At 69.0% G+C, this 13545-nt stretch carries 14 protein-coding genes; 9 read left to right on the top strand and 5 right to left on the bottom strand.

Annotation, left to right across the window (positions count from 1 at the left end; genetic code table 11):
- Window positions 1-31: 31 nt before the first annotated feature.
- Complete coding sequence (locus BR39_RS26415; RefSeq protein WP_231499414.1) at window positions 32-748, bottom strand: hypothetical protein; 717 nt, start codon at window positions 746-748, stop codon at window positions 32-34.
- A gap of 247 nt (window positions 749-995) precedes the next feature.
- On the opposite strand from BR39_RS26415, the gene BR39_RS0108085 reads away from it, so the two are divergent.
- Window positions 996-2171: a PLP-dependent aspartate aminotransferase family protein gene (locus tag BR39_RS0108085; RefSeq protein ID WP_029909587.1), complete on the top strand. Its 1176-nt coding sequence runs from the start codon at window positions 996-998 to the stop codon at window positions 2169-2171.
- Here the strand turns inward: BR39_RS0108085 and BR39_RS0108080 are convergent.
- Window positions 2101-3084 carry a mechanosensitive ion channel family protein gene (locus tag BR39_RS0108080; protein WP_029909584.1) on the bottom strand — a complete coding sequence of 328 codons (984 nt, stop codon included), beginning with the start codon at window positions 3082-3084 and terminating at the stop codon, window positions 2101-2103. The two genes, BR39_RS0108085 and BR39_RS0108080, sit on opposite strands and share 71 nt — an antisense overlap.
- Before the next feature lie 147 nt (window positions 3085-3231).
- Between BR39_RS0108080 and BR39_RS0108075 the strand changes: the two genes are divergently transcribed.
- The 4 genes from BR39_RS0108075 to BR39_RS0108060 all read left to right on the top strand — a co-directional run bounded on the left by BR39_RS0108075 (window position 3232) and on the right by BR39_RS0108060 (window position 7458).
- Window positions 3232-4392: a DegT/DnrJ/EryC1/StrS aminotransferase family protein gene (locus BR39_RS0108075; RefSeq protein ID WP_029909581.1), complete on the top strand. Its 1161-nt coding sequence runs from the start codon at window positions 3232-3234 to the stop codon at window positions 4390-4392.
- A 62-nt stretch (window positions 4393-4454) separates the two neighbouring features.
- Window positions 4455-5204 carry a hypothetical protein gene (locus BR39_RS0108070; protein WP_029909578.1) on the top strand — a complete coding sequence of 250 codons (750 nt, stop codon included), beginning with the start codon at window positions 4455-4457 and terminating at the stop codon, window positions 5202-5204.
- Window positions 5204-6085: a hypothetical protein gene (locus BR39_RS0108065; RefSeq protein WP_029909574.1), complete on the top strand. Its 882-nt coding sequence runs from the start codon at window positions 5204-5206 to the stop codon at window positions 6083-6085. The genes BR39_RS0108070 and BR39_RS0108065 overlap by 1 nt, the downstream gene beginning before the upstream one ends.
- A gap of 146 nt (window positions 6086-6231) precedes the next feature.
- Entirely contained in the window at window positions 6232-7458 is a 1227-nt protein-coding gene (locus tag BR39_RS0108060; protein WP_029909572.1) for a multidrug effflux MFS transporter, read from the top strand.
- A gap of 58 nt (window positions 7459-7516) precedes the next feature.
- Here the strand turns inward: BR39_RS0108060 and BR39_RS0108055 are convergent, their stop codons facing one another.
- On the bottom strand, window positions 7517-9121 hold the full coding sequence (locus BR39_RS0108055; protein WP_029909568.1) for a cisplatin damage response ATP-dependent DNA ligase: 1605 nt from the start codon (window positions 9119-9121) through the stop codon (window positions 7517-7519).
- 44 nt (window positions 9122-9165) lie between these two features.
- A complete protein-coding gene (locus BR39_RS0108050; protein WP_029909562.1) occupies window positions 9166-9894 on the bottom strand; it encodes a hypothetical protein in 729 nt (242 codons plus the stop codon).
- Between the two features lie 118 nt (window positions 9895-10012).
- Between BR39_RS0108050 and BR39_RS0108045 the strand changes: the two genes are divergently transcribed.
- The gene (locus BR39_RS0108045) at window positions 10013-10423 is read left to right on the top strand and encodes a PaaI family thioesterase (protein ID WP_029909546.1); all 411 of its coding nucleotides are present in this window, start codon (window positions 10013-10015) and stop codon (window positions 10421-10423) included.
- Window positions 10424-10489: 66 nt separating this feature from the next.
- Window positions 10490-11452, top strand: coding sequence for a DUF2167 domain-containing protein (locus BR39_RS0108040; RefSeq protein ID WP_197026656.1), 963 nt, complete (start codon window positions 10490-10492; stop codon window positions 11450-11452).
- Window positions 11453-11454: 2 nt separating this feature from the next.
- Here the strand turns inward: BR39_RS0108040 and BR39_RS0108035 are convergent, their stop codons facing one another.
- Window positions 11455-12462, bottom strand: a complete 1008-nt coding sequence (locus tag BR39_RS0108035; RefSeq protein WP_029909538.1) for a ligase-associated DNA damage response exonuclease — start codon at window positions 12460-12462, stop codon at window positions 11455-11457.
- 41 nt (window positions 12463-12503) lie between these two features.
- Between BR39_RS0108035 and BR39_RS0108030 the strand changes: the two genes are divergently transcribed.
- Both BR39_RS0108030 and BR39_RS0108025 read left to right on the top strand, forming a co-directional pair.
- Window positions 12504-13004, top strand: coding sequence for a PaaI family thioesterase (locus tag BR39_RS0108030; protein WP_035018179.1), 501 nt, complete (start codon window positions 12504-12506; stop codon window positions 13002-13004).
- Complete coding sequence (locus tag BR39_RS0108025) at window positions 13001-13420, top strand: PaaI family thioesterase (RefSeq protein ID WP_029909533.1); 420 nt, start codon at window positions 13001-13003, stop codon at window positions 13418-13420. Before BR39_RS0108030 ends, BR39_RS0108025 begins: the two co-directional genes overlap by 4 nt.
- Window positions 13421-13545 lie beyond the last annotated feature (125 nt).

Below are 13545 nucleotides of genomic sequence, written 5' to 3'. Positions count from 1 at the left end.
GGACCTTGGGGCGCGCTCGGGGCGCCGCCTGTCAGATCGCGACGTCGAGGCGCTGGTCGAACAGCGTCTTGGCGCGGGCGTAGACCGCCTCGTCAAGGCCGAGAAGCGGGCGCATCACTTCGCGGATGCGCGGATCGGTGTGGTCGAGCGCTCGGGCGGACGAGGCGGTGTTCGAGCGCGGCGCGAGGGCGGTCGGTCGGCCCAGAAGCGCGGCCAGGCGTCCGACCGTGGTGTCCAGCGCCTCGCTGATGCCGATCAGGTCCAGCGACTCCAGGCGTTCCAGGGCGAGGTCGAGCGCGCCGTCCGGCAGGTCCTCGTACGGCGAGGCGACGGTCGATTCCAGGTCGCAGACCAGGAAGCGGGTCTGGCAGTTCTCGTAGGCGGCGCGTCCCCAGGCCGGGAGCTTGGCGAACAGGCGCTCCAAATCGTCCGGTCGCTGAAAATCCAGTTGCCCGATGGTCCTGACGATCGCCTTCAGATCGTCGCCAAGGTGGTTGAAGGCCGCCTCATACTCGGTCTGATTGTAGCGATCCATGTATCGGATATGGGACGCCAGGCGAGCATAGGGGTCCCGGAAAACCGAAACCAAAGAATACTCCGAAATATACGGAAGACGCCGGATTTCGTCGAAGAAGATATGTCCCGATATGAATTGCTTGCCGGACAACTCCATTCGGTCGTTCGGCGACAGGCCTTCGATATAGTTCGCACGGCTGTATTCTGGAAACCAGGGCTTCAGGGTGTCCACGAAGCTGGTTCCAGCGGTCTTTGGAATATGAAGGAAGAAAAGGTTTGTGCGAAACTCAACAGGCATTGAAACCACGGCCTTACTCAATAATCTATCCAAGGTGGTATCTGACACAGCCCCTTGGCGCGCTCAACAGCATCCGGAAGCTTTTTGAGCCCCGAGATCCCGGGCCTTTGCGCCGCGGCGGTCGCTTCCCGCACCGGAAATTCGCTACAAACCGTCCTAGCCCTCCAGTGAGAGTCGCCCCATGACCGACGTTCCCGGCAAGAACCGCCTGGCCTTCGCCACCCGCACGATCCACGGCGGCCAGTTCCCCGATCCGACGACCGGGGCGGTGATGGTCCCGATCTACGCGACCTCGACCTACGTCCAGTCCAGCCCGGGCGAGCACAAGGGCTTCGAGTACAGCCGCAGCCACAACCCGACCCGCTTCGCCTTCGAGCGCTGCATCGCCGACCTGGAGAGCGGCGCGGCCGGCTTCGCCTTCGCCTCGGGCCTGGCGGCGGCCTCGACGATCCTGGAGATCCTGGACAGCGGCGCGCACGTGATCGCCAGCGACGACCTCTACGGCGGCTCGTTCCGGCTGTTCGACAAGGTGCGCAAGCGCTCGGCGGGCCTGACGTTCAGCTTCGTCGACATGGGCGACCTGGCCGCGATCGAGGCCGCGATCACGCCGGCCACGAAGATGATCTGGGTCGAGACGCCCACCAACCCGATGCTGCGCCTGGCGGACCTCTCCGGCATCGCGGCCCTGGCCAAGAAGCACGGCCTGATCACCGTGGCCGACAACACCTTCGCCAGCCCGTTCGTCCAGCGGCCGCTGGAGCTGGGCTTCGACATCGTCATGCACTCGGCCACCAAGTACCTGAACGGCCACTCCGACGTGGTGGCCGGGGTGGCGGTGGTGGGCGACAACGCCGAGATCGCCGAGAAGCTGAAGTTCCTGCAGAACGCCGTCGGGGCGGTGCTGGGGCCGTTCGACAGCTTCCTGGCCCTGCGCGGGGTCAAGACCCTGGCCCTACGGATGCAGCGGGCCTGCGACAGCGCCCTGGCCATCGCCAGGTGGCTGTCCACCCGCAAGGACGTCGAGCGGGTGATCTATCCCGGCCTGCCCAGCCATCCGCAGCACGAGCTGGCCAAGCGCCAGATGCTGGGCGGCTTCGGCGGGATCATCTCGGTGGAGCTGAAGGGCGACGTGAACACCGCCCGGCGGATGCTGGAGCGCACGCGGCTGTTCACGCTCGCGGAAAGCCTGGGCGGGGTCGAGAGCCTGATCGAGCATCCGGCCATCATGACCCACGCCTCGATCCCGGCCGATCAGCGCGCCGCCCTGGGCATCTCCGACACCCTGATCAGGCTGTCGGTGGGGATCGAGGACTGCGAGGACCTGATTGCCGACCTCTCCGAGGCTTTGGCAACCTGAACAGGTGATGCCCGGCGTCGCCGGGCATGGCCGGCGACGGGTCGGGGGCCTTGGACTTGCGCGGCGGCGGCAGCTCCCGCGTCGGGTCCTCGGCCCACAGGTGGGCGGCCAGCATCAGGTCGGTCTTGACCGGGCCGTAGTCCTCCTTGGCCGTCCAGACGCGGATCGCGGCCTGGGCGAAGGCCTCGCTGAGGTCCACGACCTCGATCATCACCGCCGGGTCCTTGCGCACCCGCGGATCGCCCTCGGCCCGCTCGCGCATCTTCTGCAGCACCGTGACCAGGTCGGTCTTCAGCGGCACCTTGAACACCACGTCGGCGCGGCGATTGCGGTGGGTCGAGTAGTTGAGGATGACGTCGCCGAACACCTTGCTGTTGGGGATCATCACCTTGACGTTGTCGGGCGTGGCGATCTCGGTGAACAGCAGGTCCAGCGACTTGACCGTGCCGTTGCGGCTCGAGGTCTCGATCACGTCGCCCACCTTGTAGGGCCGGAACAGCAGGATCATCACCCCGGCCGCCACGTTCGACAGCGCGCCCTGCAGGGCCAGGCCGATGGCCAGGGAGGCCGCGCCCAGCACGGCGATGATCGAGGTGGCCTGCACGCCCAGCTGCTGCAGCACCGCCACCAGGCCCACGGCCACCACGGCGTAGCGCACCAGGGACGAGACGAAGCTCTCCAGGGTCGGGTCGGGGTTCTTGCGATGCACCCGGCCCAGGGCGCGCCGGGCCACGCCCGCCAGCCAGCCGGCCACCCAGAAGGTGACGACCAGGATCAGGGTGGCGACCACCAGGTTCACCGCCAGCTTGCCCAGCCAGTCGAGGAAATGCCCGAACATCGTCTCGTCGGCTTTCACATTGGCGAGGGAGGGGAGCGTGGCGTCGGCGGGGATCAGGCTCGGCTTGGTCTGCATGACTCTCTCGATGGCGCCCCCGCGCCGACCCGTCAACGAACCACGCCGAAGACGCGTTCCCCGCTCGGTATCGCTTCGTCCTGTGGAAACACTCCGTTACATCAATTGGCTCGAAACCGAGCCGATCCGCCTCTAAGAGCGCCGCCCATGAGCATGTCCTTCATCGACCTCGCCGCGCAGCAGCGCCGGATCCGCGCCAAGATCGACGCGGCGATCGCCGCCGTCCTCGACAGCGGCGCCTATGTGATGGGCCCGCAGGTGCGCGAGTTCGAGGTCAAGCTGGCGGCGTTCGGCCAGGCCAAGCTGGCCCTGTCCTGCGCCAACGGCACCGACGCCATCGCCCTGCCGCTGATGGCCTGGGGCGTGGGTCCGGGCGACGCGGTGTTCTGCCCGTCGTTCACCTTCGCCGCCACGCCGGAAGTCGTGCCGTGGGTCGGGGCGACGCCGGTGTTCGTCGACGTGCTGCCCGACACCTTCAACCTCGATCCGGCCAAGCTGGAAGCGGCGATCGCCGGCGTGAAGGCGCAGGGCCAGCTGACCCCCAAGGTGGTGATCGCCGTCGACCTGTTCGGCCAGCCCGCCGACTATCCGGCGATCAAGGCCATCTGCGACCGCGAAGGCCTGAAGCTGGTCTCCGACAGCGCCCAGGGCTTCGGCTGCACCCTGGACGGCAAGCATCCGCTGCACTGGGCCGACGTGGCCACCACCAGCTTCTTCCCGGCCAAGCCCCTGGGCTGCTACGGCGACGGCGGCGCGGTGCTGACCAACGACCAGGACCTGTGGGACCTGATGGACAGCTTCCGGGTGCACGGCAAGGCCGTGGCCCCCGACCTGGTCGGCCGCACCTTCGACCACGACACCAAGTACCTGAACACCCGCATCGGCATGAACTCGCGGCTGGACACGATCCAGGCGGCGATCCTGATCGAGAAGCTGGCCATCTTCCAGGAGGAGATCGACCTGCGGCAGGTCGTGGCGAACCGCTACGCCGAGGGCCTGAAGGGGGCGGTGATCGCCACGCCCAAGGTCATCGACGGCGGCGTCTCGGTCTGGGCCCAGTACGTGATCGAGCACGACAACCGCGACGGCCTGGCCGCCCATCTGAAGACCCAGGGCATCCCGACGGCGGTCTATTATCCGGTGCCGATGCACGTGCAGGCGCCCTACGCCGACTTCCCGCGCGGGGCCGGCGGCCTGCCGGTGACCGAGGCCAAGGCCGAGACCGTGCTGGCCCTGCCGATGCATCCGTACCTGGCGGAAGGCGACCAGCAGCGCATCATCGACTCGATCCGCGCCTTCAACGGTTAAACTCCGCCCCATTCCGGCCTCACCCCGGGGTATTGTGGCCGGAGGTTGATTCGAAGGTTCAGATGCACGATCCGGTGACGTCGTTCGTAGTCGCGGTGTTCAGCATGCCTGGCGCCGCGCTCCTGATGGCCGGGGCCATCCTGGTGTTCGCCGTGGGGCTGATCTTCCAGTCCGGACATTTCGAATACACGCCGCTGATGAACGACCTGCGCCGTCGCGCCGACCTGCTCGACGACCTGCGCGGCGATCGCCAGAAGGCCTTCGCCGAAACCTTCGAGGCGATCGACAAGCACCTGGGCGGCATCGCCCATCCCGTCCTCGAACTGGGCTGGGCGCACTATCGCAGCCAGCTGACCCCGACCGAGGACGGACGCCTGGCGGCCTCCATCCACGCCTCCGACGCCTTCGAGCTCGCCGACACCCCGGCCCGCACCCTGGAATGGTGGGCCAACATCATGGTGGCGATCGGCCTGGTGATCACCTTCATGGGCATCGTCGCGGCCCTGACCGAGGCGACCTCGGCCATGAGCGGCGGCGGCGCGGCCATGCAGGGCGCGCTGATCAATCTGCTCACCATCGCCGCCACCAAGTTCTGGACCTCGATCGCCGGGGTGCTGGCCTCGATCATCCTGCGGCTGGCCGCGCGCCGCCGCCGGCAGGCCATCGAGGCGCAGGAGGCCCACTTCTTCGCGCTGCTGGACGCCTGCGTGCGCTTCGCCCCGCCCGAGAAGGTGATGCTGGAGCAGCTGGCCGTCCTGGGCCGCATCGAGGCGGCCCTGGCCGGCAAGCCCGCCCGCGTGGGCGCGGTTTGATGGGGCGCAAGCGCGGCCGGACCGTCGATGTCGAGGAAGGCGAAAGCTACTACGTCTCGATGACCGACATGATGGTGGGGGTGATCTTCATCTTCATCATCATGCTCAGCTATTTCGCCTTCGAGTTCCGCTCGACGACCGCCAAGCTGACCGCGGCCAAGCATCCGGAGACGGCGGCCCTGCTGCAGACGACCGCGAACCTCCAGCCCAAGACGGCCGACATCGAGATCGACTACAAGGCCCAGGTGGTGTGCCTGCCCGAGACCGCCCTGTCGGAGACCGGCGCGGGCGCGGCGGGCGAGCGTCGCTGCTTCGGCTTCTCGCCGCCCAAGGCCGGCGCGCCGACCGCTTCGGTCGCCGACGCCCAGAAGCTGCTGATGCAATCGCTGGATGCCGATCTGCGCGACATGAAGGTGGCGCTGGCCAGCGACCCCTCCGGCGGCTCCCTGGCCTTCCGGGCCGACCAGCTGTTCTCGCCGGGAACGGCCGACCTGTCGGCCGACGGCCGGCGCATCGCCGGCGACGTGGCCCAGGTCCTGATGAAGCGCCTTCCCTGCCTGGGCTACGGCGTCGCTCCTGGCGCGGGCTGCGAGGACGAGGGACCCAAGCTGTCGGTCGTCAATGTCGTGGCCCAGACCAATCTCGACGCGTTCAGCGCCGAGGGGCAGCAGGCGGCCAGCCTGGCCCTGCGCCGGGCGGCGGCCTTCCATCAGGCCCTGACCACCGCTCAGCCCGCCCTGGGCGTCCTGCGCAACGCGCCGCCCGCCCAGCCCGGTTCGCAGCCGCTGCTGCGGGTGGCCAGCGTGGGGCAGTCGCAGGAAGGCGCCTCGAAGGTCGGCGATGACCAGACGGTGAGCATCCAGTTCCAGATGGGCTCCTAGACCCGGACCCGTTTGGCGGACGGCCAAGCCTGACCTATATCGCGACCATCGCGTCTCGCGCCCGCCGGCGCTTCGGCGTCCGGCCCGTGAAGAAGAGCGTCATGTCGTCCAGTCCCGCCGCAATCCGCCCCGGCCCACACCCAGGCATGGGGTTCGGCCAATTCGTCGCCCTGATCGCGGCGATGATGGCCACCAACGCCCTGGCCATCGACTCGATGCTGCCGGCCATGCCGCAGATCGGACACGCCCTGGGCGTGGCGACCGACAACGAGCGGCAGTGGATCCTGACCGCCTACCTGCTGGGCTTCGGCGCGGCCCAGATCGTCTACGGCCCCCTGGCCGACCGCTACGGCCGCAAGCCGGTGCTGCTGGTCGGGCTGTCGCTCTATGTCGTCTTCGCCGCCCTGTGCGCCTTCGCGACCTCGTTCCCGATGCTGCTGATCGCCCGCGCCCTGTGCGGCGTGGGCGCGGCCGCCACGCGCGTGCTGTCGGTGTCGATCGTCCGCGACTGCTACAGCGGCCGGCAGATGGCGCGGGTGATGTCGCTGTCGTTCATCGTCTTCCTGGGCGTGCCGATCATCGCCCCCTCGGTGGGCCAGGCCATCCTGCTGGTCGCGCCCTGGCCGTGGGTGTTCGGCGTGCTGGCGATCTTCGGCCTGGCGGTGATCGCCTGGTCGTGGGTCAAGCTGCCCGAGACCCTGCATCCGGAAGACCGCACGCCCCTGGAGATCGGACCCGTGCTGGCGGCCTTCAAGGTGTGCCTGACCAACCGGATCGCCGTGGGCTACACCCTGGCCGCCACCCTGGTGCTGGGCGGACTGTTCGGCTTCCTCAACTCGGCCCAGCAGGTGTTCGTCGACGTGCTGGGCGCGGGCAAGCTGTTCACCCTGATCTTCGCGGCCATCGCCGGCGGCATCGCGGTCTCGTCCCTGCTCAACTCGCACATCGTCGAGCGCCTGGGCATGCGCCTGGTCTCGCACGTCTCGCTGATGGGCTATCTCGGCTTCGCGGTGGTCCACGCCCTGGTCGCCGTGAGCGGCCACGAGACCCTCTGGACCTTCTCCCTGCTGCAGGCGGGCATGATGTTCTGCTTCGGCATGGTGATGTCGAACTTCGGGGCGATCGCCATGGAGCCGCTGGGCCACCTGGCCGGCACGGCCGCCTCGGTGCAGGGCTTCATCACCACGATCGGCGGAGCGCTGTTCGGCTTCTGGATCGGCCAGCTGTTCGACGGCACCACCGTGCCCTTGACCCTGGGCTTCGCCGGCTTCGGCCTGGCCGGCCTGGTCGCCGTGCTGATCACCGAGCGGGGCCGGATGTTCCACGCGGGCTCCGGCGCGCCGGCCCTGGAGGGCGTCGGGGGCGGCCACTAGGGTCTATTGTCAAGTTTGGCTCAAGCTTGACCGTTTCGAGATGAGCCGAATTTGAAGATCAATCCAGCATCCGCTCCAGGGTGGCCAGTTCGTCGGCCTCGCGCGAGGGCTTGTCCCAGCGGATGCGGTTGATGCGGGGGAAGCGCATGGCCACGCCGGACTTGTGGCGGGTCGAGCGCTGCAGCCCCTCGAAGGCCACCTCGAAGACCAGGCCGAACTCCAGGTCGGCCCGCACCGAGCGCACCGGCCCGAAGCGCTCGACCGTGTGGTCGCGCACGAACTTGTCGATCTGCTTCAGCTCCTCGTCGGTGAAGCCGAAATAGGCCTTGCCGACGGGGGTCAGATGGCGCGTCCCCGTCTCGTCCTCGCGCCAGACCCCGAAGGTGTAGTCGGAGTAGAAGCTGGACCGCTTGCCGTGGCCGCGCTGGGCGTACATCAGCACCGCGTCGATCAGGCGGGGATCGCGCTTCCACTTGAACCACGGCCCCTTGGGGCGGCCCGGCTCGTAGACGCTGTCCCAGCGCTTGAGCATCAGGCCTTCGGCGATGACGGGGTCGCCCGCCGGCGGGGCGGCGCGCAGGGCGGCCAACTCGTCCCAGGTCGCGAACGGCCGGATCGGCGACAGGTCGATGCGCGGGCTGGCGGCTTTCGCCACGAACGCTTCCAGTCGCTTCCGCCGCTCGGCGAACGGCAGGCCGCGCAGGTCGGTCTCGCCGTCCAGCAGCAGGTCGTAGGCGCGGATGCCGGCGGGGAAGGCCTGCAGCTGCTTGGCGTCCACCGTCTTGCGGTTCAGCCGCTGCTGCAGGTCGCCGAAGCTGGCCACCGCGCCGTCGCGCATCACCAGCAGCTCGCCGTCGATCGCCCCTTCGAAGGTCAGGGCCTCGACCACATCGGGGAAGGTCGCCGAGATGTCGTCGCCGGTGCGGGTGTAGAGGCGCTTCTCGCCCCGCTCGCTGACCGCCTGGACGCGGATGCCGTCCCACTTCCATTCGGCGGCGTAGTCGGCGGGGTCCAGCTTGGCGAAGTCGACGGCCTCGTCGATCGCCTGGGCCAGCATCACCGGCCGGAAGCGGCCCGGCGCGTCGGGCGAGGGCTGTTCGGACCGCCCCTCCAGCCAGGCGAACAGGTCGCCGTAGGGCGGGGCCATGGCGTGCCAGACCTCCTCGACCTGGCCGATCTCCACCTGGCCGAAGTCGGCGCAGGCCTGCTTGGCCAGCCGCGCGGAGACGCCGACCCGCAGGCCGCCCGTCATCAGCTTCAGCAGGGCCCAGCGTCCGTCGGCGTCCAGGGCGTCCAGCCAGCCCTCGATCAGCCGCTGAACCTCGGCCCGCGAGGCGGTGCGCAGGCTCTCGACCACTTCGGACAGATCGGGTTCGCGGTTGGCCCCGGGCTTCTCCGGCCAGACCAGGGCGACGGTCTCGGCCAGGTCGCCGACATAGTCGTAGGACCAGGCGAACAGCTGGGCGTCCATCCGGCTCTCGACCGCCTTGCGGATGAAGGCCGGCTTGGCCGCGTTGAACGACAGCGCCCCGGTCAGGGCCGCCAGCACCCAGCCGCGCTCGGGATCGGGCGTCTCCGCCAGGAAGTCCTTGATCAGGGTCAGCTTGGCGTTGCGCGAGCTGGTCAGGGACAGCCGGTCGAGAAGATGGGCGAAGGCGCGCATGGGAAAGAAATGTCGCGCTTGCGCTTCGGTTCAAGTCGCGGACTTCAGCCCGCCCGGCTTTCGTCCAGCTGGCCCAGGATCATGATCTTCTGCCAGATCTTGCGGCCCAGGTCCGAGGTCAGGGTCTCGATGTCGTTGACGGCGGCGACGATCACCGGGTCGTTGGTCTCGCCGGCGTAGAGCGCCGCCAGCTTGGCGGTCAGGGCCAGCATCTCGGCGCAGTAGTCCAGGTAGCGGGCCAGCTGGAAGCGGCTCATCTCGCGGGCGGGCGACGAGGCCGTGCGCGGGCCCAGCACCAGGGTCGGGTCCTTGGTCAACTGGTGCATGTCGATGACGTGGGCGAACGACCGCAGCTCGTGCAGGGATTTCTGGACCCGCGAACGCTTCCAGCGCGACTCCAGCGACACCAGGAACCAGATCGCCGCGCCGGACAGCAGCAGCAGGTTGACGGCCGGCTCCAGGCTGGTGGCCAGGCTCAGGGCCCCGGCGTTGCGCAGGCTGGCCAGCCAGTCCAGCCGGCCGATCAGCGCGGCTTCCGCGCCGAGCGCCAGGACCGCGATCACGGCCACCAGGGTCCGCAGGCCCAGATAGGGCCGCGACAGCCGCCGGGCCCGCCTGGCGGTGACCCGGGCCACGGCCGTCAGCTGGTCGCAGACCTCCGCCAGGCCGGACGCCGGGAACCGCTCGGTCACCCGGGCCTTCAGGTGATCCAGCGTCAGCACCACCTTGTCGGCGTCGAGCTTCAGCGCGCCGGCGCCGTTGCGATTGGCCATGCGATCCCCCGATCCGGTCCCGCTCGGGACAGGCTGACGCTAGCACGCCGCCGCCGCTTGAAGTCAATTCAAACATCTGTTTGAATGATGGGGTCCGAACGCCGGACAGGAGGCGACCATGACCCCGCCCGAACCCTTCGTCCCCCATCCCCGCAAGAGCCCGCTGACCACGCCGTGGGAGCCGATCTTCGCCGACATCCGCGACGATCGCTGGGTGCTGGCGGTGGAGGTGCGCGAGCCGCACACCAATTCGCGCGGCGGTCCGCACGGCGGCCTGATCGCCGCCCTGGCCGACAACGCCATGGGCCTGTCGTGCGGCGTGGTGCTGAGCCGGCTGAAGATCCCCAGCAAGGGCCTGATCACCGTCTCGCTGGGCCTGGACTACATCGCCGCCGCCCAGCTGGGCCAGTGGCTGGCCTTCGACACCGACTTCATCAAGCCGGGCAAGAGCCTCTGCTACGCCGAGGCCACGGTGCGGGCCGACGACAAGCCGGTGGCGCGGGCCCGGGCGACCTTCAAAGTCGTATAGCCCCCTCCCTGGCCAAGCCATACAACCTCCGCTAGCTTCGCCGTGGGGAATCTTTGGGGGTTTGTTTTGCGTCAGTTTCTCGCGCCCGTCGTGGCGGTCGTCTTCGTCGGCGCCGCCGCGTCGGCCTTTGCTTCGGATCAACCGCCGGCGCCGATCGCCGCGTCCCAGCCGGACATCTCCTGGCAGGACCGGCTCCAGCATCATACCGGGCAGATCGCCCTGCCGGACGCCCACGCCAAGCTGAACCTGGGTCCGGACTACTATTTCCTGGACGCCGCGGCGGCCAAGCGCGTCCTGACCGAGGGCTGGGGCAACCCGCCCGAGGCCGGCGAAGGCGTGCTGGGCATGATCGTCCCGACGCGGTTCAAGCCGCTCGAGGCGGCGTCGTGGGGCGCGGTGGTCACCTACCAGGACGTCGGCTACGTCTCCGACAAGGACGCCCGCAAGATCGACCAGCAGAAGCTGCTGGACCAGCTGCGCGAGTCCGAGGACGAGTCCAACGCCCGGCGCAAGGACGCGGGCTATCCGACGATCCACCTGGCCGGCTGGGCCGAACAGCCCTCCTACGATCCCACGCGTCACCTGGTGATCTGGGCCCAGGACCTGGCGATCGGCGGCGGCGAGGCCCACTCGCTGAACTACGACATCCGCCTGCTGAACCGGCAGGGCGTGCTGAGCCTGAACGTCATCTCGTCGATGGGCGACCTGCAGGACGTCCGGGCGGCCGCCGGCAGCATCGCCCAGGCGGCGGTCTTCGATCCCGGCTCGACCTATGCCGACCATGCCAAGGGCGACAAGGCCGCCGAGTTCGGCGTCGCCGGGCTGGTGGCGGCGGGCCTGGGCCTGGCCGCGGCCAAGAAGTTCGGCCTGCTGGCGATCCTGCTGATCGTGCTGAAGAAGGGCTTCGTGGTCATCGCGGCCGCCTTCGCCAGCGTCACGGCCTGGGTCCGCAAGGTGATGGGCGGCAAGAAGAAGACGGTTTCGGCCGGGTCCACGCCGCCGTCCGGCGGTCCCGACCTGATCAGCTGAGCCTACTCGCCCTCTTCCTCGTCATAGCCGACGAGCCTTAGCGCCCGGGCGGGGATGCCCTGGAGTTCGCACCAGCGCTCCAGGGCCTCCTCGCGCCCGTGGGTGATCCACACCTCGCCGGGGCGCAGCTCGTCCAGGGTGGCGGTCAGTTCGTCCCAGTCGGCGTGGTCCGAGATGATCAGCGGCAGCTCGACTCCGCGCTGGCGGGCTCTGGCCCGCACGCGCATCCAGCCGCTGGCGAAGCAGTCGACCGGATCGGGGAAGCGCCGGCTCCAGCGGTCGGCCAGGGCCGAGGGCGGGGCGACGATGATCGCGCCCTCGAAGTCCTTCTTCGCGCCCGTGGTGGCCGGGGCCAGCAGGCCCAGTTCCACGCCGTGCCGCCCGTAGAGGCGGTTCAGCCGGTCCATCGCCCCGTGGACGTGGATGGTCTTGTCCCAGCCCGCCTCGCGCAGCAGCCGGATCACCCGTTGGGCCTTGCCCAGGGCGTAGGCCCCGACGATGTGGCTGCGTTCGGGGAACTGCTCGACCGACTTGAGCAGGGCGGCGATCTCGCCCCGGTCGTCGGGATGGCGGAACACCGGCAGGCCGAAGGTCGCCTCGGTCACGAACACGTCGCAGGGCACGGGCTCGAAGGCCGGGCAGGTGGGGTCGCGGCGGCGCTTGTAGTCGCCTGAGACGACGATGGTCATGCCCTTCCAGCGCACCACGGCCTGGGCCGAGCCCAGCACGTGGCCGGCGGGGACCAGGCCCACCTCGACGCCGTTGTGGGTGAAGGTCTCGCCATAGACCACCGGGTGGCGCTGGCCGGCGAAGTCCTCGCCGTAGCGCTCGGCCATGATCGCCAGGGTCTCGGGGGTGGCCGCCACCACGCCATGTCCGGCCCGCGCGTGGTCGGCGTGGCCATGGGTGATCACCGCCCGGTCCACGGGGCGGACGGGGTCGATATAGAAGTCCCCGGGCGGGCAGTAGAGCCCGTCGGGCTTCGGACAGATCAGGTCCTGCGGTTTCATCGGCTGGATATGGGAACGCGCCTGGCTATAAACCTATCCCCATGAGCAGTGACGAACAGCACCGGTTCATCGCCGACGCGATGAACGCAGGCAGTCCCCAGGCACGCGCCCTGGGCCTGGTGACCCTGGAGATCGGCGACGCGGTCGCCATCCTCAAGGCGCCGTACCGTCCCGAGATCGTCGGCGACCCTGAGACCGGGGTGATCGCCGGCGGGGTGGTCACCACCCTGCTCGACCACGCCAGCGGCCAGGCGGTGCACGCCGCCCTGGCCGAATGGACCTCGATCGCCACCCTGGACCTGCGCATCGACTACATGCGGCCGGCCCAGCCGGGGCGCGACGTGCTGGCCCGGGCCCATTGCTACAAGGTCACCCGCTCGGTCGCCTTCGTGCGGGCCGTGGCCTACGAGGACGATCCCGACGACCCGATCGCCGCCGCCCAGGCCGCCTTCATGCTGGACTCCAGCGCCGGCAAGAAGCCGGGCGCCAACCTCAAGCCGCCCCGCGCCAAGGCGTCGGGCGGACAGGGAGACGCCGTATGACCGACGCCGCCACCCGCCTCAGCGCCGTGCTCGGCTCGATCCCCTACGCCCGGTTCATCGGCATGCACGCCGAACTGGCCGGCGACGAGATGACCGCCATCCTGCCGTTCTCGGACCACATCGTCGGCAATCCGCTGCTGCCGGCCATCCACGGCGGGGTGCTGGGCGCCTTCATGGAGATGACGGCCCTGGCCCAGCTGTCGGTGGCCGAGCCGCTGAAGCGCCAGCCCCGGACCATCGACGTCTCGATCGAGTACCTGCGCTCGGGCCGTCCGCTGACCACCTTCGCCCGCGCCCAGATCAAGAAGGTCGGCCGACGGATCGCCAATGTGCACGTCGAGGCCTGGCAGGAGCAGCGCGCCGCCCCGATCGCGGCCCTGCGCGGTCATTTCCTGTTGACCTCCGCCGACGAGTGATCGACCCGCCGAACGATGGTATCAACGGTAAAAGTTTCCACTGTAACGATCGAAAACAATCACATTACACCTCTGTAATGCGGGTTGGCGGCATCAATGTTTCTTAAAAACGCTTCATGAAGCAA

The organism is Caulobacter sp. UNC358MFTsu5.1, assembly GCF_000712075.1.
Taxonomy (GTDB): domain Bacteria; phylum Pseudomonadota; class Alphaproteobacteria; order Caulobacterales; family Caulobacteraceae; genus Caulobacter.
This window is presented reverse-complemented; position numbering and strand designations above follow the sequence as displayed.